Raw genomic sequence first — 24,428 nt, forward strand, 5'->3', positions numbered from 1 at the left:
AGAAGCTGTGCTTGATAGAAAAAAGAGTTAAAAGGAGAAGATTTTATTTTGCACCCATTGTACAGTGCTTAATCCTAAGGTAGAGCATTTTTTAATTTGATAAAAATGGGGTAGAGTTTCAAGATACATGATTTGATTTAAAATCCTATCCATGAAAGGTATCTAATGAGCGCTCCTGTCTCTTCTATTCAGCATCAAAACAATCAACCTCTAGCTCCTATCCCATCTAAACCTTCTGCTTTAGTCACCTCATCCTATCAAGAGATAAGCTCATCTCACTTAGATATAAAGTCTATGGCGATAAACTCCGTTCAGAAAGAGCAAATGCGTTCTTTCATGAAAACATACGGCTTTGATGATGCATTTATTCAAACAGTTCAAGAAGAGAATTTGCAGAGTAGAGAGCATCTAGCGGATCATCTTTTTTCTCACATTTTAAATGAGATGATATCCGAGGAGTGGGAAATTCTTTCCTATGATCATTTACTTAAGCTCTACGATTTACAAGGAATGAATCTTGTCTTTGCAGCGATCCGGGAAGGGAATAAAAAGTTTTTCTCTTATATCATTAATCATATTTCTGAGAATGATCTAATGAAACTCAAAGGATTAGAAGAAAGAGAGGAGCTTAGAGGAAAAACACTCCTTCATCTAATAGCTATCTATGGAAGGGAAGACATGCTTGAAACTCTTCTTCATGAAAATTCTGGTATTGTAAATATTAAAGATAAAGATGCTCTCGGTCTTACTGCTCTTCACCTAGCCACTCATGAAGGACATGAAGGGGTCTTGCAAAAGCTTCTTAACTATGGAATAACAGGACAAGAGTTAGAGCTTGAAAAACATAGCATCTCAATCATCGCTCTTGCAGTTGCCTCAGGTGATCCTAATATCTTAGCGCTTCTTCTCAAGCACAATCAATTTAAAGAGATCAGTCTCTTAGACCCTATTCCAGATGTCAAAACTGTTCTCCATTTGGCTATTCATTTAAACCAGCCGAAGATGCTTGAGCATCTCTTAAATCATGAGCATGATAGCATTAAACACCTTTTAGAAATGAAAGATGCCTCAGGAAGAGTGCCTCTTCAACTAGCTGCCTTTTTAGGAGATCTCTTTGCCATAAAAGCACTTGTTGATAAAGCAGTGCATATTCATAAGGGAGAACTTGAGAAGTGTGGAACAGCGCTTCACTTTGCTGTCAAAGGAAAGCAGCCAGATGCAATTACGCTTCTTCTTTCATTAGGAGCTGATCCTCATAAAATAGATGAAGCGGGTAAGGCCCCTCTTGCGTATTTACACGGAGAAGAGGCTGAGCATATCATCATGAAAAGATGCAAAAACATTTTAGAGAACTTTATAGCCTCCAAACGACTAGAAAAAGTGAAGGTTGTTGATTTTAATGAAAGAGCGCCATTTAACCTGATTTTAGAAGGAGGTTATCAGCAGAAAGAGGGATTTGTAGGGATCATTAAAGGGTTAGAATCAAAAAAGATTCTAAAAGATATTAGGAGATTTTCAGGTGTTGGCATGGGGGGCATTATCGCTACGCTCTTAGCCCTTGGATGCACCTCCTCACAAATTGAGGAGTTACCATTTTCTTCACTTCAAGATCTCTTTAATATAGATTCATCTCTTACACATCCTCAGCTTAAAGAACTTGATGCTCTTTATTTTTCAAATTCTTCAAAAGAAAAAAGATCTACTTCTACTCTTGCCTTATGTCAAATGAAGACTCTACAAAATAGTCTTGCAGAGATCATAACCAATCAAACAGAAATAGAGAATCTTACTCTAAAAGAACTCGCTGAAAAAATTAGACGGTATCCTGAGCGATATAAGCATATCCATCTTTCAGTTTATAGTTTAAAAACCCAAAAAACGATTCAGTTTACTTCAGAAGATCCTAAATATGGAGATTTTCTTCTGTCTGATGTTCTTGCTGCAACCCTTGCCTTTCCAGGAATTTTTAAGCCGTTTCCATTAAGACGGAAAAATAGTGATGGAGATCTTTATGACGATACGACCTATGGAAAAATGGGCGCTCCTTCTTTAGAAGCTTCTCTTGTAGATCAATTTGATGACTTGATGTATCAAGAAGACCCTTACTATCAGGGAAAACAAACCAATTACCGTACACTGGCATTAAAGTTAGATCATCAAGCGGACAAAAAAAATAAATTAACGCTTGAACCATTACTTTTATCTAGATTCCTGCGTTTTTATATGGATAAGAGGGAAAAAAAGATCTCTTCAGAAGAGATTTCTAGAGGCAGAATCAAGACACTTTCCTTTCTAGAAGATGAAGAGGATCATATAACTGCTGCTGAAAAACAGATTAGACTTCTTTTTTCATCTGCTAAAAAAACATCTATAGAAAATAGTTTTCCTCTCGTTCAGCCAAGATCTAAAGGTAATCTAACCCCATGGAAATATGACATTTTTCTTAAAAATAATGCTCTTTCCAATGAGAGCTCTTTAGCTAAATCACCTTCTTGTCTCAACAATATCCCTCAAAGAGAGATTTTATTTACAGGACGAGTTAAAGAGCTGAATGATTTAAAAACACGATTTAAAGATGTTTCTAAAGTAGCTATTGCAGGGCTTGGAGGCATGGGAAAAAGTACCTTAAGTTTTAAATATGCATCAGAACTTATTGGCTATAAGTTTATTCATCTCATCAAAGCCACAGCTCCTGATGCAGTAAGAGCTGGGCTCATTGAACTAGCAGGCCTTCTTAATATTAAAAAAGAGAAGCCTGAGGATACCTTAGCTGAGTTCAAAGTATCTATTCAGCAAATAATCTTGCCAGGACTGATCATCGTTGATGGAGCGGATGAGGAGAGCTTTTTTAAAGAGCTGAGCGACTATATCCCTCATGGAAAGAAATGTCATATCCTCATTTCAACTAGGATTGGGGATAAAGCTAAAGTCAATGGATTTCATGTGATTTCCTTAAAAGAGTTCTCAAAAGAAGAGGCTATCTGTTATCTCACTAAAGTAGATAAACCCATTCAAGAAGAACAACAAGCTGCAGAAAGGCTAGCTAGAGCAGTGGGGCACCATCCACTAGCTCTTTCCCATATTGCAAGATATTTAGAGCAAGAGATGATCTCTCTTTGTCAATATGAAGAGCGGTTTAAAGAACGTCATCTCAAACTTCCTGGCAAAGATGATATTAATCTCCCTGTAGAAGAAGTATCTATTTTTATCACTTGGCAAGTCTCTTTAGAGGCAATTAGTCAAAAAGAGCGGGGGACTTTAGCAATTGGCATGATGAAGATGATTGCGCTGCTCGAAGAGGAAGATATCCCTTTTGATTTACTGCACACTTGGGCCAAAAAATACCATCCTGATGAGGATGATATTGCGATTGCAGGGGCTATTAAGCTATTAAAGGACTACACATTTTTTCAGGAAAAAATCTACAAATTTGACAAACAAAAATATTATCAAATTCACTCTCTTGTTCAAAAAGTGACTGCGTATCAGCTAGAGCTCTCAGAAAAGAGCAGTATCCTTCAAGAAGCTATAGTTGCGCTTAATCAAGAAATTACTGAGCTTAGAAGACCTCACCGTATACCTAATTGGAACTTGGATGAAAGGTTAGCGGACCTTTATCAAGTACACATTGTTAAACTCTATGAAATAGAGGGAAAACAAAAAACACTTTCTATAGAGGAGTATGTACAGCTATTAAGTCACCTAGGATGGATATTAAGTCGTAATTATTTTAATAGGGATGAATTACTCAAATATATTGATCAAGGAATTAAGCTGGGGAAAGCCCTTCCTCATGGGGCAGAGTCTTTAATAATGGCAGAGCTTTATTGCTTAAAAAGTAAGCTAATGAATAACGAACAGCTAGGAAGAGAATCTCTAAAGATTAGAGAAAACATTTTTGGCAGAACATCTGAATATACGGTAGAAAGTTATGATAATTTATCAGATATTCTTAAGCAATTAGGTAAACAAAACGAATCCTTAATATTAGGAAAACAAGTCCTAGAAATTAGAAGGAAAAATTTAGGAGAGGGGAGCGAGTTAACCTCTAAGAGCTATGATAAAGTGATTGATCTCTTAAGGGAATTTGGACAAAAAGAAAAGGCGTTCTCTGTAGCGCAAAAGATGTTAGAAACAAGAAGAGAAGCATTAGGAGAGGGGAATAAGTGGACATCTAAGAGTTATAATAAAGTGATTGATCTCTTAAGGGAACTTGGACAAAAAGAAGAGGCGTTCTCTGTAGCGCAAAAGATGTTAGAAACAAGAAGAGAAGTATTAGGAGAGGGGAATAAGTGGACATTTAAGAGCTATGATAAAGTGATTGATCTCTTAAAAGAATTTGGACGAAAAGAAGAAGCTCTTTCTGAAGCGCAACAGATATTAGCAATAAGAAGAGAGAAATTAGGAAAGAGAGATCACTCCACATTTAAGAGCCATGAAAGAATAATTGATCTCTTCAAGGAATTTGGGCAAAAAGAAAAAGCTCTTTTTGAAGCGCAACAGATGCTAGAAATAAGAAGAGAGGAACTAGGAGAAGGAGACTACTACACATTTAGGAGTTATGAAAGAGTGATTGACCTCTTAAAAGAACTTGACCGAAAAGAAGAAGCGATTTCTTTAGCGCAACACATGCTAAAAACAATAAGAAAGGAATTAGGAGAGGGGAATTATTTGATGTCTCATATCTATAACAGCGTAATTTATTTCTTAAATGAGCTTGGAGAAGAAAAAAAAGCGCTCACTGTGGCATATGAGATGCTAGAAACAAGAAGAAAAGTCCTGGAAGAGAGGGATGAGTGGATATCAAAGAGTTATGCAATAGTGATTAATCTCTTAAGGAAACTTGGGCAAAGAGAAGAGGCGCTCACTTTAGCACATAAGATGCTAGAAACAAGAAGGAAAGCTCTAGGTGAGGGGGATAAGTGGTCATCTCAGAGTTATGCAATAGTGATTGATCTCTTAAAGGAACTTGGGAAAGAAGAAGAGGTTCTTTCTCTAGAACAATAGATGCGAGAAGCAAGAAAATAAACCTGAAAAGAGGGAGATGAGAATCTATACAGCTGTGATTCATCTATTAGTAACTTAGGCAAATGGATAGATCTCTTGGATTTATGTAAAAAGCGTTAGATAAATCCCCACCCATAAGATAATAATCTTGGCATAAGACCATAGATTTTCTTGGAGCTTTTCGAGAAAATAACTGAGGGACCTGTCATGTTTTTTACGGAGCTTATTTGGCATTAATTGGGGAGGGGTTGGAATAAGTTAGAGGGGTTACAGAAGGTAAAGATAACAAATTTTGACGGATCAAATTAAGAAGATCTTTCGTCTCAGATTCTTGTTCTGAAGCTTGGCCAACGATTGATTCAAGCTTTTCTGTGAGTGTTTTAAGTTTTTCTGTGTGCTCGCTGATTTTTGCAGTCTCAAGTGTGCACGCATGTCTTAGCTGAGAGAGTCTCATTGTCTCTTCATCAATAGTAATCAGTTGTTTTTGCACTTCACTTTCATTAGAGGCAAGTGTACACAGCTTTGTGATTTCAGAGAGCTGAGTAGCAAGAGAGACCCTTTGTTGATGCACGTTGTGAGGTAAAGGCTCTTCTGTAGATGAAGGGTACCTTTTTAAAAGAGCATCAAAAGATTGCTGAAGAAGCGTTGCTTCTCTTTCTACAGATTTAAGCTGCTCTTCAATTTCTTGATTTGTCTGTTGAAGTAGTTCAAGAGCAAGAGAGCTATCGATAATTGCCTTAGATAACGCTTCTTCTTTTTTCATGCTGTAAATCGTGAGGAGGCTATAGATAGGAAGCGCGTAATAGGGAAACCGTTTACTATACAGGCAAAAAAAAGGAAGAGCTAGATAACAAACCCGCTGAATTTGAGCATATAAAGGAAGATTCTTTAGTGATAAAGATCCGCTGTGATAGGAGTAGATCACAAGAGCGCAAGAAGACCATTTCAGTGCTGGTTTTTTTCCCCATACAGCTGCAACGAAAAGAGTTGTTGGGATCCATATGAGAAGAGGTTTTTTAAGCTTGATTAAAGGGTCTCTCACCTTCTCATGAAAAAAAGATAAGGGGGATACCGTGAATAAGTGTAAGAAATTCATCATCCATTCCTTATAAAGGAGGTTATTTTTTTATTTCATAAGAGAGCTTTTGAGAGGCGTCTTTAGACGCTTTTTTGGCCTCAATTAAATGCTCAAACTTTATGATCAATGTTTTTAACGCAATTACCCGTTCTTGTAAAGCTCCAATCTCTGCTTTCATCTTTCCAATCTCTTCATACAACCCAGTAATTTCTTGTTCTTGCGCCTCTATGACCTCTTCTGATTGGATACGGTAGGCAAGCTGAATATAGCTTTTTAGCTGCTCAGGTGGAGGAAGTGAGAGAGTATGAGGAGAGGGAAGCGGTGAGAGTAAAGAGAGCTTTTGATTAAGCTCATGAATTAACTGTGTTGTGTGATGAAGCGCTTCAACAGCCTCTTTTTTTAATTGGATTTCTCTTTGAAGCGCTATAAGAGGATCGTTTACAGGTGTTGTCATCATCAAGAAGAGGTGAGGTGAGAAGAGGATAAGAGATAAAAATGAGCCTCTTCTTCAAGTGTTAAAAGAGCCTGGGTTTTTTCTGTATTTAAGAGCTTAGCTGTTAGCATAAGCTCTTCTAAAGTGTGCATCTTTTCTTCTAACTCTAGGGTGATTTTAGCAAGGTTAGAGGCAAGCTCTATGATTTCTTGCTTTCCTTTTTCAAGCCTTTGGCAGTTGATTTTGATCCGTTGCAGTGTTCTTGGCGCCTCAAAGATCTTTTCCACAGCTTTTTGAACGAGAAAGAGCTCTTTTCGAGTCGCAGAAGAAGAAAGACCGTTTAAATCTAAAGCCTCTATGCTAGATGACGGTGTGGAAAATACCGCGATTTCTAAAATCAGCTGATCTGTCGTTTGTATAGAGGCTTTTTTGATTTGCTGTAGAAGTGTGATTAAAGGAGCAAATCGCTGCAGCTGTTCCTGATACTCTTGACCAAGTTTTTCAAGATTTACCCTATTTTGCTTGGATAGGGCCTCTACACTCCCCCTTTCATTTCTGATGAAACTCTCCAAGCTAAGCGCTAAATGCATGAGAGGTTTATGTGCGGTATAGTTAATCACATTTTTTGCTGTGTGATAAAGAGAGGGGATAAGAGCCTTACTTTCTTGATCTAAGGGAGGAGTGTTTTGAAGAGAGGTGTTTTTAGCAATTTTTGCGAGGAGATAGTGCTCAGGGATATCCACATCTTCAGGAAGAGCGCGTATAAGGGAGAGGTAAGTAAAAGCTGTTGTCATTTGAGAGACTGTCAGGCGCATAACGACTCCTTCAAATCTTAAAAATAGTACAGTAATTTTGAATTGTAGTGTCTCTTAATTAATTATTTTGAGCAAGAGATTTTGTGATGATGTGGGTAGAAAAAAGGTGAGAGGGGGGCAAAATAGGAAGAGGCTCAAGGGAAGTGGCTCCTTGATCCGTAAAAGAGGATAGGAGATTTTGCACCCATGTTGTTTTACACGGGAAAAAATCTCTCAGCTTACATAAAAACGCTTCGTGATCGCGGTTTTTGCGGTAAAGAGGGGTTTTAGGGGGGTGCTTAAGAAGCTGCATGTGATGCGCTTTATAATCCCAAAGAAGCGAGGTGTGAATGAGCCACCTCTCTTTTTTAATGTATAGAGCATTGCCTCCGCATTTATGCTCTCCTAAGGTAAAGTCGTTATCTTTAAGCTCTAAAGAGGGAATGACTTGCTGTAACATCGAAGCTGCCCATCTTAAAATAGGCTCTGGATACGGCATAAAACTGTGCTCTTTTTTATGGCAGATAAAGGTCACAAAAACAGTCTCTTCATCGACAATTACTGTTCCTCCTCCGCTAAATCTTCGAATGAGAGGAATATGCTCTGGCACTTTACTTAAGTGAACCAGTTCCTCTACTTTTCCAGAGATTCCCATGACAATAGCTGGCGGTGTCCCGTTTGCTATAATGATATAGTTGTCCTCAGAGTGCTTTAAGAGATACTCTTCTAATAACAATTGCTCATAAATCGGGACAGCAGTGAGATGAATGAGCTGAAATCTCATGAAGAGGTAAGAAGCGGCCTAGCTTGATGCTTCTTTTCAGAGACCACTTGATTTGCCACTTCAACTAAATGATCAAACTCTTCTGCAGCTGATTCACAGGTTGCGCAAGAGTGGTTCCAGGGGATCAAATCAATGGAAATAGAAAAAGGGAAGGTTTGCTTTTCAATATCTTGGCGAATTGCCTCTGCGACAAGTTCTGCTGTATGCTGAGATGTTTTAGGGAGCATTAGCACAAAATCTCCTCCTTGTTGAGGAAGTAAAATGTCGTGTTTACGGAGGTTAGATTGCAAAGCCGTCATGAGCTGAACTAAATCTTCTTCAGAAGGGGGAGCCTCATTTTGGCTAAAATCGATTTCAATGGTGAGTAAACTGATGTCCCCAGCATTACGTCTTTCATCAGAAGGCGTGTTTTCATCCTCCCTTTTTTCTTCTAAAGAAGGGGGGTGAAAAAGAAGGTTTTGCAGCGCAATCACAATCCGCTGGTTGAGGAGCTGTAGAGGAAAAGGGTAGGGGAGAAAATCCGAGGCCCCGGCATGCAAAGCTTTTTGAATAAAGCTTTGAGAGAATTGATTGGTTAATACAAAAAGAGAAGCGGCTGTTTTTTGAGACAGCTCTTCTAACCCTTTAAAGAGGCTAGAGTCTTCCATTAAGAGGGCGTCCATGATGATCACATCAATAGAGCCCTCTTCTAAAGCGTGAAGGGCTAGGTTTAAGTCCAGTGTGTGGATGAATCTGCAATCTACAACGAGAGTTTCTTGGAGAGCTAAAGCTATAGAGACTTCTTCAGAGACAAGAAGAACAGTTGGAATCGGGAGAGAGGTTTTCATATAAAGGGGTTTGATATTTTTTTTGGTGTAAAGAGATCATCAATACTTGAAGATCTGCTGGGGTAATGCCTGAAATACGAGACGCCTGCCCAAGGGTACGGGGTCTTATTTTGGAAAGGCGGTCTTTGGCTTCTTGACTAAGAGATAGCACTTCTTTGTAATCAAAGGAGCTAGGTATTTCTGTATTTTCTGTCTGGCTAAGTTTTTCAACTTCGATTTGCTGCCGGTAAATGTAGCCTGAGTATTTGAGCTGAAGTTCAACTTGCATTTGCACTTCAGGAGAGGCTGTATAAAGAGGGTCTGGAAATTCTTCTAGTAGCCTTGTGTAGTTCCAATCAGGTCTAGAGAGAAGTTGAGAGAGTGAGACCGATTTTCCGTCATAATTGAAGTGCTTTTTAGAGAGGTGGTGCTTGATTGTTTCAATCTGTTCTTGTTTATGAAGAAGGTGATCTTGTTGCTCTTTTGTAATCAGTCCTCTTTCATATCCCATGGACCGAAGTCTTAAATCGGCATTATCTTGTCTTAAAAGTAACCTATGCTCTGCTCTACTTGTAAACATACGGTAAGGCTCTTGAAGCTCTTTTGTAGTGAGTTCATCAATCATCACCCCAATATACGCCTCAGACCTCTTTAAGCAAAAAGGAGAGAGCCCAAGCACTTTAGAAGCTGCGTTAATACCCGCGATTAGTCCTTGGCCAGCAGCTTCCTCATACCCTGTTGTTCCGTTAATTTGCCCAGCTAAGAAAAGAGACTCAATTTGCTTGGTTTCAAGCGTAAGAAGTAACTGACCGCTTTTAATGTAGTCGTATTCAATGGCGTAAGCTGGCCGCATGATTTCTGCTTGCTCTAACCCTTTCACACTTCGAATCATGGATAGCTGAACATCAAACGGGAGCGATGTGGAAATCCCGTTAATGTAAAATTCATCAGTTGTCAGCCCTTCTGGCTCTACAAAAATTTGATGTCTTTCTTTATCACTAAACCGAACAAACTTATCTTCAATGGATGGGCAGTATCTAGGTCCCACACTTTGAATTTTCCCCGAATACATGGGAGAAAGATGGAGATGACTTAATACGATTTCTTTTGTCTCTTGCGTTGTATAGGTGATATGGCAGGGCACTTGGGGAAGTTTTGCTGTTTTTAGCTTGTCAAAAGAAAACTGCACATCCACGTCTCCCTCTTGAAGCTCCATCTGGCTAAAATCAATACTTCTTCTATGGATTCTTGGAGGTGTGCCTGTTTTTAATCTTCCTAAAGAAAAGCCCCATTTTTCTAAAGAAGCAGACAGCCCTTTAGACGGTTTATCGCCTGCTCTTCCTCCAGAAAAAGTTGTAGATCCAATATGAATCATCCCTCTCATGAATGTGCCTGCAGAAATGACGACTGATTTCCCAAGATAGGCAATCCCTTCTTGTGTCGTCACCCCTTGAATTTTTCCGTCTTTTACAAGAAGATCTTCAATGGTGCCTTGTTTTAGAAAAAGATGAGGAACCGTTTCTAAATACCGCTTCATTTCCGATTGATAGGCAAGTTTATCACTTTGCGCTCTTGGAGACCATACAGCTGGCCCTTTGGATTTATTGAGCATGCGGTATTGAATGGCTGTTTGATCGGCCATTTTCCCCATGATTCCTCCCAAAGCGTCGATCTCTCTCACAAGATGCCCTTTTGCCGTTCCCCCAATGGCGGGGTTACAGCTCATTTTCGCAATGGTATCTAGATTCATGGTGAGAAGAAGGGTTTGGCACCCCATTTTAGCAGCTGCGTGCGCAGCTTCACACCCTGCGTGACCGGCACCGATCACGATGACATCAAATTCTTGGGGATAGGTCCACATAAGATTAAATCACGTAAAAAATTGTAATGAACAGATTGTATTAGACATCTGATTCCTTTTCAAGTTGCCATAAGTAGAAAAGATAAGAACTGCACCCTATTTCTTCACGTATGAGCTCTTCTCTAGTCTAGTTTCTCTTAAAGATCATACAGACTAGAGAGTGAATCAGTAAAAACAAGAAAACAATTAGTTTTTATGGCGGTCTTGTCTACGACGTTTTTTACGCTTATGTTTTGCCATTTTGTATTTTCTTTTCTTCTTCACTGATGACATAGAAATAGTTTCCTTATAAATTAATTTTAAATTAGCTGTTATCCTGAAGCGGCTTCAGAATGGAGAGTTTGAGGAGCTTTGGAAAAAGACCCCCCTTCATTTTGATAAACAAGCGCTTGGAACTGTTTTCCCAGGTAGAAAACAGCCACCATCCATGCTGCAACAGAAAGGAGTAAAATGCAAGCAACATAAGGGAGTGTGGATGCAACTGTTCCTGAGAAGACAATGAGACCTTGGTAAACAAGAGCGCTTCCTGATTTTCCAAGGCGTGATCCCACACCATCAATCGCAGCTTTTCCTTTGAGTTTGGATTCTTTACTTAACGGGATGAAAGCAAGCTCTTTTGTTGCATCAAAAATGGTGTATTTTGAAGCTTTAGAGATCACTTGTTGCATGGTTCCAAAGAGGATGCTGATGGCAAAAGGAGTGGTATGGAAAAAAGCGCTAATTGCTAGCCCTAAAGAGGAATTTTTCATGAGGGCAAAAGAGAAGAAAATGATTCCTGTGACTAAAAGAAGAAGCGGGGCAATCATAGCATTCCATGTCCAGGAAAACCTGTGAATGGTAAAGCTTGTGACAACTGCAATGAATGTGGCGATGATTCCTACCCATGTGGTGACATTTCCCATATATCCACAAAAATCGTTAGGATCTGGACACAGTTGCTGCACCTGATCTTTCCAAATCATCTCAGTAAGGTTGATGGAAATATGGTAGGTGAGCACGATGGTTGCAATACAAAGAAGATACTTAGAATTGGTGAGGTAGTGGAAATTGTTTCTTAAGCTCATTTGAATAGAGGGAGATCCGCTATCAGGAGGGAGCTGGTCTTGATAGAGAGGGGTGCGGATAATATTGCGGTGAAGCCATCTAAAGATGAGAGAGAGAATAACGCCGCTTGCAATAATCACAGCATTTAACATCATGAGTGAATATTGCCAAGAGTCAATATTTGAAGATAAGGCCCAACTTGTTGCAAGAGAAGAAACGGTTGTGGAAAGGCTTCCTGCAAAGATCGCAGAGAGATTGCCTCCAATCAAAATGAGCACATAGAACCGTTTTGCTGCTTTGACATCAAGGATTTCATTTGCAAATCCCCAGAAAAGCACAGTCATGATGGTTGTTCCCCAAAGTTCTGCCATGACATAAAACGCGGTATAGGTCCAGTTACGAATGATCGCAATGAATCCTTTGAGTCCAATCGGGAGAAGCGTTTCTAAATAGTTTGCAAATTGATGCGGATGAAGAAAATCTCTTAGGGGGTAAATGACAGACGCAAAAAGAGCAAAGAAGCTTAAGAAAAAGGTCATCATGATATAGAACACTTTTTCAGTTGAGTATTTATTCGATAGACGAGTAAAGGCAACTGTCATACAAAGTGCCATGGGTAAAATGACCCACACTTTCATAAACGGCAAAATTTCAGCTCCTGAAGAAGGGGCAGTAATCACCAAAGAGTCTTTAATAATTCTTAGCACATTGTAATTAAAGCAGATAAAGAAAAAGATTGAAATAAGAGGAAGAAACAGCTTGAATTCATGTTGATAAACAGGGAAAAACCATGAGCGGAACCGGCTAAAGCCTTGTGGTTGCTGGGAAGACATAATCTCCTTTTGGCTAATAGGTTTAATCAAGATAAAAGGGTTGTAGCGGGACAAAACACGTAAAATAGTGCAAAATAATTCTTTCACGCAGCTTCATCTCTTGGGTAGATTTGATCAGTGATAGAAATAATCAAGGGGCACAGATTTTTCAGATGCTTTTTCCTATTAAACTTCAGTGAGAATAAAAATATTAGCTGGAACGAGAGTTATTTAGCAAGTAGGTTCTTCAAAAGAATAAAAATATTATTTTGTTTCTTCCTCTCACGGTTTAAGAGGGAGAAAATGAAGAAAAGGCTTCACTATTATCTTGATCTCCAAATCCTGAGGAAGAGAGGTTGGCAAACTGCGCAATTTCCTTACGGAAGGCAAATTGAATGTTTCCGACCGCGCCGTGACGGTTTTTTGCCACAATGAGCTCAGCTGTTCCTGGCTTATCGTAAGGGTCGTAATACTCTCTTCTTAAAAGAAACATGACAAGGTCAGAGTCCTGCTCAATCGATCCACTCTCTCTTAAGTCACTCATCATCGGACGGTGCCCTGTCCGCTCTTCCACTTTCCGAGATAACTGAGACAGGCAAAGGATCGGGATGTTCAGCTCTCTTGCCAGTGTTTTAAGTAGCCTAGAGATTTCAGAAATTTCCATCTGCCGGTTTTCTTGACTTCTTAAATTTCCAGAGCCTGAGAGAAGCTGTAAATAGTCAATCACCAAAAATTCAATGCCATGAGCCTCTCGCATCCGTCTAGCTCTTGCTCTTAAGTCTGTTACTTTGAGTCCTGGAGAGTCGTCAATGAGCATCGAGTGCTTTTGCATCCGGTTAACAGCAGCAACGACCCTTTGAAACTCATGGCCGCTTAAAGAGCCGGTGCGGATTTTTTCTGATTCTACTTCTGCTTGTGAGCAGATGATACGGTGAAGAAGCTGATCGGCTGTCATCTCAAGAGAAAAAATACCAACAGGAAGGTTGTTTTTAAAGCACACATTTTCTGCCATATTGAGGGCAAAAGCAGTTTTTCCCATCGCAGGTCTGGCTGCTAGTATCATTAAGTTAGAAGGGGATAGTCCGTTTAAGAGTTTATCGAGTTCAGAAAAATGGGTGGGAATTCCCGTTGTGATACTTTCTTCTTCCCCTTTAGCTTGAAACTCTTCTTGCTTTGCTTGAAGCTCTTTTAAATAGGGCAGTTTTGAGGGGGATTTAGCTCCAGAGAGAAGGTCTCTAATCGAAGTGCCGCTTGACGTATTAGCTGCTTGACTGATCTGGAAAAATTTTTGCTGCGCTAAATCAAGAGTTGCAGAAACATCATCTGGATCATCAAAGGCTAGCTTTTCAATCGTTTGAGCCGATTGAATCATTCTTCTAAGGAGCGACTTATTCCTAACAAGGTCTGTATACTCTTCAATGTGAGCTGCTGTCCCTGCATACTGCGCAAGTGTGGTGAGATACGCGATATCTCCAACCGCTTTAAGCTGTTTTTTTCTTTTGAGCTCTTCTGCAACAATATGAATATCTGCTGGTTTATCTTGTACAAAGCACTCTTTGAGAACTTGAAAGATGATTTGATGTTCAGAGGTGTAAAAGTCTTTATCGTCTAAAAGGTCAGCCGCGATGTTTAAGCTTCCAATGGAGGTTAACATGCACCCCAGAACGATCATTTCCGATTCTTTAGAGTAAGGGGGGACTTTTAATCCAACAGATGCATGCATACGCTTAAAATAATAACCAAGAATTTTTTTAGTTTATCAAAAGAAAACGGAAAGAGTGGGATTTGAACCCACGGTACCCGTGAGGGTACGCGTCCTTAGCAGGGACGTGCCTTCGGCCACTCAGCCATCTTTCCAAAAAGATTGAAAAGGAACATATTACCCCTTGGAGGGGTATTCGTCAATGATTGGATACAAAAAATATAAAACTCTTCCCTTCTAGCTAGCTGATGAAGAGTGGATAAACGGCCTTCCATTGAACGCATTCCAAAGCGTTGTTTGGACCGACCCATCAGGATTTTGCACAATCAAGTTGTGTACAGGAAGATAAATGAGGGTGATTTTCCGAATGGTGAAGTTTTCTCCAAAGGCGCAGTTTGCCATCTTTTCCACTTGGGTTAAAGAGAAATAAGAGGGAAGCCTTGGAGACTCTTTTAACGGTTTAATGAGAAGTTTTTCCTCTAGCTGCGTTTCAGGAGTGATGCGGAGTTTAGGGTTTTGAAAATGGAGGCGGTAGCTCGATCCATTTTGAATAATGAGTTTTTTCTTGAGGCAACTTGTGATCCACCCTTTCAAGGTTCTTGCATCTACAAATAACCCTTTTAAAAGCTGCTCTTCTGCCACTGATCCGCCTTTAGATGAGAGAAAATGGAGCACTTTAAAATCAAAGTGCGAGGCACTAGCAGAGAGGCAATCTCCAAATCCATGGGTTTTATCCCAATATTTTCCATTTAAAATAGCCTCTCCGTCACTTAAATCCCAAAGTAAAAGAGACTCTTTGGTATACCCTGCTGACGGGGTGTATTTCACTTCCATTAAAGCGTAAGGGTAAAACTCGGTTAAGGGAGCTAGATAGTGAGATTTCCCTTTTGGAAAAAGTTCTCCCCTATGTTTATCCATGAGCTGACTGGCTGTGTATTTCATCTCAAGCGCATGAAATTGCCGGATATCTAAGTGCTCTACAATTTTTGTGGTTACATCAGGGTAGTGATTGGAGAGAAACCAAAAACCGTAAACGCCTAAGGCTAAAGTAAGAAGTGTGGACAAAAGTCTGATCATAATATTTTCATTTTTTTATCAATTAAGAGAAAAAGCATACCACGAAGGGCTCTCAAAATGCACCTATTCTTGTCACTTACTTACTTGGCACCCCCCGCCTTGTTTTAAATCTCAATGACGTGGGAGCGTCTCTTTAGAAAGAAGGCTCTCTTCTCTTTTTTCCATGTGAATGCGGGAATAATCAAAGGCGCCGTTAGGAAGAAGGGGAGGAAAATGGACATAATCTTTAGCCAGGAAAGAAAATTGCCAGTGGTAAACCGGGGCAATGGGCATCTCTTCCATAATTAAAGATTCTGCTTCTTGTAAGAGCTCTACGCGCTGATCTGAGGGCATCACCTGACTTGACTCTTCAAGAAGATCGGTATACTCTTTGTTTTCCCACCCTGTGTAATTTTTATAATTATTTTTAGAGTTAAACCTTTCTAAGATGCTCATCGGATCGCTATATTGCGCCACCCAAAACGATTGAGCGAGATCATAAGAGAGCGTGGTTAAATTTTCGATATGCACTTGATGCTCGAGATTATGCAAATCAATTTGAATGCCTAAAGTATGCATCCATTGATCTTGCAGCACTTGAGCAAGCTTTCGGTTTAGCTCAGAAAATGTATAGTTGAGCATCACCTTAGGAAAATCTTTTAAGGAAATACCCAGCTCCTTCAGTCCTAAAGAGAGGTGATACTTTGCTTTTTGCGTGTCGTGATCTTGAAAACAAGAAGACCGTCTATTTGGCATAAAGGCAGGAGGGATAATTCCTGTTGCAGCGATTTCATTGAGCTGAGTGACATTTTGGGTGATCTGCTGCCGGTTAATCGCATAGCTAAACGCTTTACGGATATTGATGTTATTAAACGGATACTTTGTCGTATTGAAGGTGATCACCGTAGTAGCAGGAGCTGCAACGGTATGCAAAAGCCCTTTTTTATGGTAGTAGGAGGCGGCATCAGAAGAAATGGGAGAAAGCCCGGCTCCTAAAATATCGAGATCTCCATTTTCATACAAATTGAGCGCCGTATTTTCATCAGAAATCATACTGATTTTAAGGCCATCTAGATGAATACTTGACGCATCCCAATAATGCTCATTTTTATCTAAATTGATTTTTTTATGGTGTTTCCACGTTTTGAGGGCAAAAGGGCCGTTAGAGATAAATTGCGAAGAGGTTTGATTCATCCACTCACCGCTTGCTTGATCAAGCGTGTGTTTCACAGGGAAAAACGCGCAATACGCTACAAGTTTAAGAAAATAAGGCGTTGGCTTTTCAAGTGTGACAACAAGCGTTTTAGCATTTTCTGATACAATGCCTATTTCACTCACTGTTACTTCTCCAAGTTTGGCTTTTTTAGCATTTTTAATCGGATAAAAAAGATGCGCGCTTGGTGTGGGAAAATCTGGAGAGAGAAGCGTTTTCCAAGAGTGCTCAAAATCTTGAGCTGTCACTGCTGTTCCATCTGACCAAACAGCATCTCTTAAATGAAACGTGTAGATAAGTCCATCTTCAGAAATATCGATTTTTTGTGCTTGAGCTGGCATTAGTGAGGCGTCGTTACTGAGCCTTAAAAGCCCTTCAAAGAGCAAATAGTGCATTGCAGAGCCAATGTAATCTCTTCCTCTTCTAGGGTCTAAAGAGTGAGGTTCATGGGCAATATTTAGCCGTAATATTTGCTTAGATTCAGGCTGAGAAGAAGAGCTACATCCCATAAGTCCTACAAGAAGCCCTACAAGCGTTAGCAAGAAGAAATAGCTTTTTTTCCCCTTTGAAATTAGATTTACATTAAATATTTTCACTTACCATCTCACTACAGTGATGGGGCGATCATAATTCAAAGCTCGTTATATGAGAAGTGTTTTTGAAAATTTTTGGCCAATTACCCAGGTAAAAGGCTAAGATAAAGTGCTTAAAAAAGAAGTCCTTATTCACGGATGAGGGCACAAAACTTATGCGTATAAGGCTATAACTAAAGTGTTACTGCATTGTTTCTAGATGGTTAAAAGGTAGCCATACACAGAAAAGAAGAGGACATTTTCAACCCGGGTCATCTGACTTTTTTTCTTTAAAAAGCCAGCGTACGGCCTCTAGATCAGGAGGATTTTGAGAAAGGAAGTAGCGCCCTTGCCAGCTTTGTGTTTTAAGAGCTGATGGACTAGTAGGTTTTACCCAAGGAGCATAAACTCTAAAGGCACCTTTGCCTCTTTTGTGCTGATTTCCCATAATGCCTTGATCTATTAACACCTTTCTATCAAACACAAATTGCCCCCTATTGAGATGATCACTCACGCTAACGACAATAAATTCTAATGCGTCATGAGTTTGAAAAGGGACATAAGAGGCTCCTTTATGAGATCTTTGCCATACTGTCACAAAATGCCCAGCTTTTTTAGGGGTTGCTTTAGCAACCCGGAAAACAACTTGTTGTTCATTAAGCTCTAACCTACACGCTCCGTAGTCCTTACCTTCCTTTTCTTGATAAGCATTTGTCACCCTCATTCCAGCTGGCTGATATAAAGTGGTTATCGCATGAAATAATTCTTGAGGTAGGTCATCAAAGGCGTGATCTAGAGCACATTTTTTTGTAGGGATATCATAAGAGTCATCTTCTAGAGCGCGCTTTTTTTCCTGATTTTTATTCATGTGACTTAAGGGTATACCGTTTTGATTTAGAGTAGAGGAGATAGGATAGCTCATCTAGATGCCTTCTTGTGAGATTCAGTTTGAGAATAAGGAATCATATTTTATATCGCAATGTAAGCCTCTTTTTTAAAAACTTACGTCATGAAAAAGTCCATTTAAGTTCTTGTTTAGAGCTCACGGCTCCTAATTTTTATAAAAAAAGAGATCTCAAGCGCTTTTCGAGAATAGGCCTCTTCACATCACAGGCTTTTCTCGGCGCTCTATTTTCTTTGCAAGTTTAGAAAATGCACACTTTTTCTTCCCTATTTTCAATAACTTCTATAATAAATAATTTTAAAGTGCATTTTAATTTTCCGCCTGTATTTTAATAGAGAGGGTGAATATGAAATTTCTAGTCCTACTTTGCATAAGCCTTGCCATCACATTAGATGCAAATGCCCCAAGAGAGCAGCTCACCTTGACAGATGTCAGAGACTGTATGGAAGAGATGTTTAGCTTGCATGTGGAGACGCATGAGATGACGCCCTCTCTTGCCAAACGGTCCATGCACAATTTTATTGAGCAGTTTGATCCGCAGAAAATGTATTTAACAGAATCAGAAGTAAGACCCTTTCTTCAGCTCTCCTCTTTTATGACCGAGCAACTGATTGATAGCTATTTTGCCGATGAATTCCCTGAATTTATCATGTTAAATACGCGCATGATTAAAGCGATTGAAAGGTCCCGTGTGTGGCGTAAGCAGTTTTATGAAGAGTTTATGCAAAAAGGAGAAGCTTTGAGGATTGTTATTCCCTCTGAAAGAGCATCTCACTTTGCCACCTCTTTGGAAGAGCTAAGAGAGAGGTTTCGCTCTGAGCTCTTTCGTTTATTTATGCTGGAAAACAGGCAACAAAGTACAAGTTACTGGACACAGGACCGCAAAAGGTCAGCATGTCTCTTATTTGAAAAGAGGTTTCATCAGTATGAAAACAGCTATTTACTCACAGGAGAGGGAGAAGAGCACCATTTTGCTATGCATCTTTTAAAAGCCATGGCAAGAGGGCTTGATGCACATACAGCCTACTTTACCCCTGCTGAGGCGTATGAAATGCGGTCGTCACTCGAAAAGCAATTTGAAGGGGTAGGAGTTGTTTTAAGAGAGGGGTTAGACGGCGTTGAGATTACGGATTTAATCAAAGGGGGACCAGCTGCTCGATCCGGACAAATAGAGATGGGAGATCTCATTGTTGAAATCAATGGCAGACCTCTTATGGGAAGCTCTTATCAAGATGTGTTATCTCTCATGAAAGGAAATGGGAGAAGAGAAATCACTCTTTGTCTTAAAAGAAGAGGTCCTAATACGGATTCTTATATCCAGGTGTCTTTGATGAGAGAGAAAATGGCGATGAATGAAGAGAGAGTCTCTTATTCAGTAGAGCCTTTTGGGTATGGTATCATTGGAAAAATTACGCTTCCCTCCTTTTACGAAGGGTCTTCGTTTTCTAGCTGTGATGCCGATATTAAAGAGGCGCTTCGCAGCATCAAAAAGCAAGGAGAGCTCCTTGGCCTTGTGATTGATTTAAGAGGGAACTTAGGAGGCTTTTTAAGTCAGGCTGTTAAAGTAGCTAGCACCTTTATGACAAGCGGCGTTGTGGCCATTTCTAAGTATGCCCAAGGGGAAATTCAATATTTAAGGAATATCGATCCTAGAGTGTATTACCAAGGCCCTCTTGTTCTACTCACCTCTAAGATGTCAGCTTCTGCTGCAGAAATTGTGGCTCAAGCGCTTCAAGATTACGGTATCGCAGTTGTGGTAGGAGATCCAAGAACCTATGGTAAAGGGTCCATTCAATATCAAACAATTACAGATCCAAAAGCAAGCTCTTTTTTTAAAGTGACAGTGGGTAAGTATTACACCGTCTCTGGAAGATCTACGCAAATTGAAGGGGTTGAGACAGATATTCATGTTCCCACAAAGTACGCCTCGTATTTGATTGGAGAAAAGTACTTGCAATATGCGCTCAAAAATGATCAAATGGCTCCAGCTTATAGTGACAAGCTTGTGGATGTTGACGGATCAACGAAAAAATGGTTTCAACAGAACTATCTCCCTTTTCTCCAAAAGAAAGAGTCTAAGTGGACGCAGATGGTTCCTCTTCTTAAGAAAAATAGTGACTACAGGGTCAGCCACAGCCAAGATTATCAAAAATTTTTAAAAGAGCCTCTCAAGGAAAATCCGTTATTTGATTTACCTCTAGAAGAAGCTGTGAACATTGTTAAGGATATGGTGTACCTTGCTCATGAAACAAAAACAGATCATTCTAGGAGTTGATCCCGGCTCTCTCATTACAGGATATGGGCTCATTGAAGTGAGTCAAGAAGGGATTAAACCGCTTGATTTTGGAGCGATTAGACCCCCAAAACTTGCTTTAAAGCAAGAGAGGTACTTAGTGATTTTTAACTCCATTGAGCAGCTCATCTTGCAATTTAAACCAGAGTCAGTGGCTGTAGAGACGCAGTTTGTGTATAAAAATGTGCAAAGCGCTCTTAAGCTTGGGATGGCGTGTGCAGCTGTTCTCATTGCAGCTGCAAGACATAAAGTCTCTGTGTTTGAATACGCCCCTAAAAGAGTGAAACAATCTGTTGTGGGAGAGGGAAGCGCTAGTAAAGAGCAGGTGCAGAAAATGGTTCAAATGCACTTAAGTCTTAAAGAGCCTCCTATGCCCTTTGATGCCTCTGATGCTCTTGCGATTGCTCTTTGTCACGCTTATTATAAGGATACCGTTCATGTTTGAATTTTTAAGAGGAATAGTTGTTGAAGCAGCTCCTACTAAAGTGGTGCTAGATGTGGGAAATATTGGATACGGAGTCCATATTTCTTTAAGAACCTATGAAAAAATACCTGCTTTAAAAGAGGTGATCACGCTCCATGTGACACTCATTGTTAAAGAAGATGAACATGCGCTGTATGGATTTATTTCTCCTCAAGAAAAAATGCTGTTTCAGCAGCTCATCACAGTAAGTGGTATTGGTCCAAAAACAGCTCTTTCTATTTTAGGACATATTGAAATGGGAGATTTTCAAACAGCTATTATGCAAGCTAATGTCCCACTACTTTCTAAAGTGCCAGGTATTGGGTTAAAAACAGCGCAAAGGCTTATCTTAGAGTTAAAAGATAAAATGCATAAGATGAGTAAAAGTGATATTATTCCTTCTGCCTTAGATGCCCCATCATCGCATTTAAATGACGCAGTGTCAGCGTTGATTCATTTAGGGTATCATCCAGCTGAGGCGCAAAAACGGGTGAAAAAAGTGATCAGCACATTGCCAGAGAATTTCTCTCTTTCCGATCTCATTTCTTTAGCCCTAAGTGCTTCATAAATTACGATGAGATTGGATTTAAGACCCTCTTTTCAGGTATTATCTTGCACCAATGACACATTTTAATCATAGACCCTACGTTGTAGGAGAAACCGTTGCAGCGATTGCAACGCCGCCAGGAGAGGGAGGCGTTGCGATCATCCGTATTTCAGGGGATCAAGCTATTTCCATTGTAGAAAAAGTTTATAAAGGCCCTATCCGTTCATACAAAAGCCATACGATGCATTTAGGCGCTATCTTAAGTCAAGATGGATCCCTCATTGATGAGGTGATGGCTGTTGTAATGAAGGCTCCTAAATCGTATACAGGAGAAGAGACCGTTGAAATTCATTGCCATGGGGGAAGCCTCATCTCAAAATCTGTGCTAGAAAGGATTTTAGAAGTAGGAGCAAGAGCGGCTCTTCCTGGAGAATTTACGTTTAAGGCGTACATGAATGGAAAAATAGATCTGGCTCAAGCAGAAGCTGTTCAAACCCTCATTTCAGCGAAAAACACCCTAGCTCTTCATGCAGCAGAAAATCAGCTTCAAGGAAAACTCTCTCAGGCCATTGAACAGTTTCAAACAAGACTTTTTGATATTGCAGCGATTTTAGAAGCGTGGGTCGATTTTCCAGAAGAGGGGCTTGAATTTGCCTCTTTTGAAGAGGTGACTTCTTCCTTAGAAGAGATTAAAAAAGATATGCAGCGTCTTGCTCAAACCTTTGAAGAGGGAAGGGTTTTAGAAGAAGGGATTAAATTGTGTCTTTCCGGAGTGCCAAATGTGGGGAAATCATCTCTAATGAACGCTCTTTTAGGAAAAGAACGAGCTATTGTTACAGAGATTGCAGGCACAACAAGAGATCTTTTAGATGCTGATTTAAAGCTCGGCGGTCTGCATTTTCAGCTGATGGATACAGCAGGGATTAGAGAGGCAGAGGAACGGATTGAACAAGAGGGGATTAGAAGGTCAATAGAGGCGTTTCAAGAGTCTGATATCATTTTAATCGTCTTAGATGCCACTCAAGGAATAAGAGAGGAAGATGCAGACATTTTAAGGCAGATGGATTTAGAGAAGACTGTTGTCATCTGGAATAAAATCGATCTTCCCTCTTCTCATACGCAGCCTTTAGGATCCATTGGCATTTCTGCCAAAGAGCGCACCGGCATAGACCTCTTAAAAGAGGCCATTCTTGCAAAAATTTGGAAAAGAGGCGCTCCTTCCAAAGATGAAATTGTGATCACAAGTTTAAGACATAAGCAGTCACTTGAACAAGCCACAGGTTATCTTACCCAGGTGATTGAGGGATTTAAGGGAGGGGTTTCTCCGGAGTTTTTATCCGCAGATATGAGAAGCACTCTTTTAGAACTGGGAACGATCATTGGAAAAGATATGACAGAAGAGATCTTAAGTGCCATCTTCTCTAAATTTTGTGTGGGGAAATGAAAAAAACAGCAAAAGATATTCAAGTGATTTTAGAGCACTATTTTCCAGATCCCAAGCCGCCTCTTACACATTTTGATCCTTATACACTCCTCATTGCGGTCGTGTTATCAGCCCGTAATACCGATGCTAAGGTGAATCAAGTGACTCCTCATCTCTTTAAAAAAGCAAAAACACCTGAAGAGATGGTGAGGCTAACTGTTGAAGAGATTAGAGATATCATCCGGCCTTGCGGTCTTTCCCCCACAAAGGCGAAAAATATTTGGAAGCTCTCTCAAATCCTTCTTGAAGAGTATGAAGGAGAGGTTCCGCAGTCATTTGAAGCGTTAGAGAGCCTTCCCGGGGTGGGGCATAAAACAGCCTCTGTTGTGATGGCGCAGGCGTTTCATATCCCCGCCTTTCCAGTAGATACCCATATTATCCGCTCAGCAAAAAGATGGGGGCTAAGTTCTGCAAAAACAGCTGAGAAGATTGAAATGGATTTAAAAAAGATCTTCTTAAAAAAAGATTGGATTAAGCTCCATTTACAAATCATCTACTTTGCTAGAGAGTTTTGTCCTGCAAGGGGGCATCATGTGAACTGCCCCATTTGTCACCTAAGTGAGATACCCATGGGCTCTCCGAATCTCCCAGATATTTCCATTCCTTGAGAGGACGCCTCTACTAAATCTGCCTCAAATTGAATGGTATTTTTTTCAAAGAGGAGAATGAGTGAGGACCCTCCAAAGGAAAAATACCCTTTTTCATCTCCTTTATGATAGAAGGTGTAAGGGGAAAAGGTTTGATGAATGGTTCCGACATTTGTTGCTCCAATCTCAAGATACAATATCACTCCAAAATGGACCGATTCAAACGGGGTGATCACCCGTTTATTTTCTGCAAGAATAGAGGGTCTACTTTGCAGGGCTAACGGATTGACAGAGAAGAGGGGGCCATTGATGGGACGGGACTGGAGAGGTGTGCCATCACAGGGGAAGTGAAACCTGTGATAGTCAGGAGGGGAGAGCCTGGCAATAAGAAGAGACCCTTCTTCATATGTTTTTGCAAGCACAGGATCTTTAATCAGAGAAGAGATGGAAAAAGGCCTTCCTTTTACGAAAAACTTTAAAGAGTGAGAAGCTTTAGGAAAAACAAGATATTTTCCATCGGCTGGGAGTACGGCAACACGGGAGCTTGGGTGAAGAGGTCTAGAATTTTTTTTAAGTTTCCGGATAAAAAAGTCATTAAAGGTTTTAAAGGTGTGAGGAGCGTCTTGAAACTCCTCTATATTGACAGCATATTGCTGAATAAAAGGAGTAATTTTACGCCGGCTCCACTTTGTATTTTGTAATTTGCCATAGAGCTTTGAGACAAGAGATGAGTGAGTGATTAAAGGACGCAATAACCTAATCACACCTCTTAACAGAAAGTGGGGTCTATAGAAAAGGCGAACTAAAAACCCTTTGTAGACTTTTTCAATCTTTTTTTCCTGAGTGTTTCTGTCGGTATAATAGATGTGGGGCATAGTTAATTATTCCTTAACGCAAACTTCAAGGGGAAAAAACAGTTTGATTATAGAGGTTTAAAAGGGGTTTGGAAAGAAAAATGATGCCTAAGATCATAGGCATGTTTTGCTCAT

General features: G+C 40.0%; 19 protein-coding genes and 1 tRNA gene. 6 read left to right on the forward strand and 14 right to left on the reverse strand.

Annotated elements, in window-relative coordinates:
- Positions 1-165 precede the first annotated feature (165 nt).
- Positions 166-5,007 carry a tetratricopeptide repeat protein gene (locus ACI7T6_RS00425; protein WP_404665631.1) on the forward strand — a complete coding sequence of 1,614 codons (4,842 nt, stop codon included), beginning with the start codon at positions 166-168 and terminating at the stop codon, positions 5,005-5,007.
- A 223-nt stretch (positions 5,008-5,230) separates the two neighbouring features.
- Here ACI7T6_RS00425 and ACI7T6_RS00430 read toward each other — a convergent pair whose 3' ends face one another.
- The 13 genes from ACI7T6_RS00430 to ACI7T6_RS00490 form a co-directional block, all read right to left on the reverse strand.
- A complete protein-coding gene (locus ACI7T6_RS00430; RefSeq protein WP_404665632.1) occupies positions 5,231-6,103 on the reverse strand; it encodes a hypothetical protein in 873 nt (290 codons plus the stop codon).
- Positions 6,104-6,125: 22 nt separating this feature from the next.
- On the reverse strand, positions 6,126-6,539 hold the full coding sequence (locus tag ACI7T6_RS00435; protein WP_404665633.1) for a hypothetical protein: 414 nt from the start codon (positions 6,537-6,539) through the stop codon (positions 6,126-6,128).
- A gap of 2 nt (positions 6,540-6,541) precedes the next feature.
- Complete coding sequence (locus ACI7T6_RS00440) at positions 6,542-7,333, reverse strand: hypothetical protein (RefSeq protein WP_404665634.1); 792 nt, start codon at positions 7,331-7,333, stop codon at positions 6,542-6,544.
- Between the two features lie 58 nt (positions 7,334-7,391).
- Complete coding sequence (locus ACI7T6_RS00445) at positions 7,392-8,096, reverse strand: lipoyl protein ligase domain-containing protein (protein WP_404665635.1); 705 nt, start codon at positions 8,094-8,096, stop codon at positions 7,392-7,394.
- Positions 8,093-8,923 carry a diguanylate cyclase domain-containing protein gene (locus tag ACI7T6_RS00450; RefSeq protein ID WP_404665636.1) on the reverse strand — a complete coding sequence of 277 codons (831 nt, stop codon included), beginning with the start codon at positions 8,921-8,923 and terminating at the stop codon, positions 8,093-8,095. Before ACI7T6_RS00450 ends, ACI7T6_RS00445 begins: the two co-directional genes overlap by 4 nt.
- On the reverse strand, positions 8,880-10,763 hold the full coding sequence (gene mnmG / locus ACI7T6_RS00455) for a tRNA uridine-5-carboxymethylaminomethyl(34) synthesis enzyme MnmG (RefSeq protein ID WP_404665637.1): 1,884 nt from the start codon (positions 10,761-10,763) through the stop codon (positions 8,880-8,882). The genes ACI7T6_RS00450 and mnmG overlap by 44 nt, the downstream gene beginning before the upstream one ends.
- Before the next feature lie 186 nt (positions 10,764-10,949).
- Positions 10,950-11,036: an AURKAIP1/COX24 domain-containing protein gene (locus ACI7T6_RS00460; protein ID WP_404666116.1), complete on the reverse strand. Its 87-nt coding sequence runs from the start codon at positions 11,034-11,036 to the stop codon at positions 10,950-10,952.
- A gap of 38 nt (positions 11,037-11,074) precedes the next feature.
- On the reverse strand, positions 11,075-12,640 hold the full coding sequence (locus ACI7T6_RS00465) for an Npt1/Npt2 family nucleotide transporter (RefSeq protein WP_404665638.1): 1,566 nt from the start codon (positions 12,638-12,640) through the stop codon (positions 11,075-11,077).
- A 268-nt stretch (positions 12,641-12,908) separates the two neighbouring features.
- A complete protein-coding gene (gene dnaB / locus ACI7T6_RS00470; protein WP_404665639.1) occupies positions 12,909-14,342 on the reverse strand; it encodes a replicative DNA helicase in 1,434 nt (477 codons plus the stop codon).
- Between the two features lie 47 nt (positions 14,343-14,389).
- Positions 14,390-14,476 (reverse strand) — tRNA-Ser (locus ACI7T6_RS00475).
- Positions 14,477-14,558: 82 nt separating this feature from the next.
- Complete coding sequence (locus ACI7T6_RS00480) at positions 14,559-15,398, reverse strand: hypothetical protein (RefSeq protein WP_404665640.1); 840 nt, start codon at positions 15,396-15,398, stop codon at positions 14,559-14,561.
- Positions 15,399-15,509: 111 nt separating this feature from the next.
- Positions 15,510-17,132 (reverse strand): peptide ABC transporter substrate-binding protein, encoded by a 1,623-nt coding sequence (locus ACI7T6_RS00485; protein ID WP_404665641.1) that lies wholly within the window; start codon positions 17,130-17,132, stop codon positions 15,510-15,512.
- A 292-nt stretch (positions 17,133-17,424) separates the two neighbouring features.
- Complete coding sequence (locus ACI7T6_RS00490; protein WP_404665642.1) at positions 17,425-18,084, reverse strand: MepB family protein; 660 nt, start codon at positions 18,082-18,084, stop codon at positions 17,425-17,427.
- A 328-nt stretch (positions 18,085-18,412) separates the two neighbouring features.
- On the opposite strand from ACI7T6_RS00490, the gene ACI7T6_RS00495 reads away from it, so the two are divergent.
- From ACI7T6_RS00495 to nth, 5 genes are read left to right on the forward strand one after another with little or no spacing between them, the layout of a single operon-like run.
- Positions 18,413-20,341: a S41 family peptidase gene (locus tag ACI7T6_RS00495; protein WP_404665643.1), complete on the forward strand. Its 1,929-nt coding sequence runs from the start codon at positions 18,413-18,415 to the stop codon at positions 20,339-20,341.
- Positions 20,310-20,804: a crossover junction endodeoxyribonuclease RuvC gene (gene ruvC, locus ACI7T6_RS00500; RefSeq protein ID WP_404665644.1), complete on the forward strand. Its 495-nt coding sequence runs from the start codon at positions 20,310-20,312 to the stop codon at positions 20,802-20,804. The genes ACI7T6_RS00495 and ruvC overlap by 32 nt, the downstream gene beginning before the upstream one ends.
- Positions 20,797-21,390: a Holliday junction branch migration protein RuvA gene (gene ruvA / locus ACI7T6_RS00505; RefSeq protein ID WP_404665645.1), complete on the forward strand. Its 594-nt coding sequence runs from the start codon at positions 20,797-20,799 to the stop codon at positions 21,388-21,390. The genes ruvC and ruvA overlap by 8 nt, the downstream gene beginning before the upstream one ends.
- A gap of 52 nt (positions 21,391-21,442) precedes the next feature.
- Entirely contained in the window at positions 21,443-22,813 is a 1,371-nt protein-coding gene (gene mnmE / locus ACI7T6_RS00510; RefSeq protein WP_404665646.1) for a tRNA uridine-5-carboxymethylaminomethyl(34) synthesis GTPase MnmE, read from the forward strand.
- Positions 22,810-23,460, forward strand: a complete 651-nt coding sequence (gene nth / locus ACI7T6_RS00515; protein ID WP_404665647.1) for an endonuclease III — start codon at positions 22,810-22,812, stop codon at positions 23,458-23,460. Before mnmE ends, nth begins: the two co-directional genes overlap by 4 nt.
- Here nth and asd read toward each other — a convergent pair.
- The gene (gene asd, locus ACI7T6_RS00520; RefSeq protein WP_404665648.1) at positions 23,403-24,314 is read right to left on the reverse strand and encodes an archaetidylserine decarboxylase; all 912 of its coding nucleotides are present in this window, start codon (positions 24,312-24,314) and stop codon (positions 23,403-23,405) included. The genes nth and asd overlap by 58 nt on opposite strands.
- Positions 24,315-24,428 lie beyond the last annotated feature (114 nt).

This window comes from Rhabdochlamydiaceae symbiont of Dictyostelium giganteum, assembly GCF_964291045.1.
In the GTDB taxonomy this organism is placed as follows: Bacteria; Chlamydiota; Chlamydiia; order Chlamydiales; family Rhabdochlamydiaceae; genus PALSA-1444.

Excerpts from the sequence above, each read along its gene's own strand:
- mnmE (WP_404665646.1), top strand. The coding sequence starts at position 21,443 with ATGACACATTTTAATCATAGACCCTACGTTGTAGGAGAAACCGTTGCA.
- ACI7T6_RS00465 (WP_404665638.1), bottom strand. The coding sequence starts at position 12,640 with ATGTCTTCCCAGCAACCACAAGGCTTTAGCCGGTTCCGCTCATGGTTT.
- nth (WP_404665647.1), top strand. The coding sequence starts at position 22,810 with ATGAAAAAAACAGCAAAAGATATTCAAGTGATTTTAGAGCACTATTTT.
- ACI7T6_RS00445 (WP_404665635.1), bottom strand. The coding sequence starts at position 8,096 with ATGAGATTTCAGCTCATTCATCTCACTGCTGTCCCGATTTATGAGCAA.
- ACI7T6_RS00490 (WP_404665642.1), bottom strand. The coding sequence starts at position 18,084 with ATGAGCTATCCTATCTCCTCTACTCTAAATCAAAACGGTATACCCTTA.
- ACI7T6_RS00495 (WP_404665643.1), top strand. The coding sequence starts at position 18,413 with ATGAAATTTCTAGTCCTACTTTGCATAAGCCTTGCCATCACATTAGAT.
- ACI7T6_RS00430 (WP_404665632.1), bottom strand. The coding sequence starts at position 6,103 with ATGAATTTCTTACACTTATTCACGGTATCCCCCTTATCTTTTTTTCAT.
- ACI7T6_RS00425 (WP_404665631.1), top strand. The coding sequence starts at position 166 with ATGAGCGCTCCTGTCTCTTCTATTCAGCATCAAAACAATCAACCTCTA.
- asd (WP_404665648.1), bottom strand. The coding sequence starts at position 24,314 with ATGCCCCACATCTATTATACCGACAGAAACACTCAGGAAAAAAAGATT.
- ACI7T6_RS00480 (WP_404665640.1), bottom strand. The coding sequence starts at position 15,398 with ATGATCAGACTTTTGTCCACACTTCTTACTTTAGCCTTAGGCGTTTAC.
- ACI7T6_RS00450 (WP_404665636.1), bottom strand. The coding sequence starts at position 8,923 with ATGAAAACCTCTCTCCCGATTCCAACTGTTCTTCTTGTCTCTGAAGAA.
- mnmG (WP_404665637.1), bottom strand. The coding sequence starts at position 10,763 with ATGTGGACCTATCCCCAAGAATTTGATGTCATCGTGATCGGTGCCGGT.
- dnaB (WP_404665639.1), bottom strand. The coding sequence starts at position 14,342 with ATGCATGCATCTGTTGGATTAAAAGTCCCCCCTTACTCTAAAGAATCG.
- ruvA (WP_404665645.1), top strand. The coding sequence starts at position 20,797 with ATGTTTGAATTTTTAAGAGGAATAGTTGTTGAAGCAGCTCCTACTAAA.
- ruvC (WP_404665644.1), top strand. The coding sequence starts at position 20,310 with ATGAAACAAAAACAGATCATTCTAGGAGTTGATCCCGGCTCTCTCATT.
- ACI7T6_RS00460 (WP_404666116.1), bottom strand. The coding sequence starts at position 11,036 with ATGTCATCAGTGAAGAAGAAAAGAAAATACAAAATGGCAAAACATAAG.
- ACI7T6_RS00440 (WP_404665634.1), bottom strand. The coding sequence starts at position 7,333 with ATGCGCCTGACAGTCTCTCAAATGACAACAGCTTTTACTTACCTCTCC.
- ACI7T6_RS00435 (WP_404665633.1), bottom strand. The coding sequence starts at position 6,539 with ATGACAACACCTGTAAACGATCCTCTTATAGCGCTTCAAAGAGAAATC.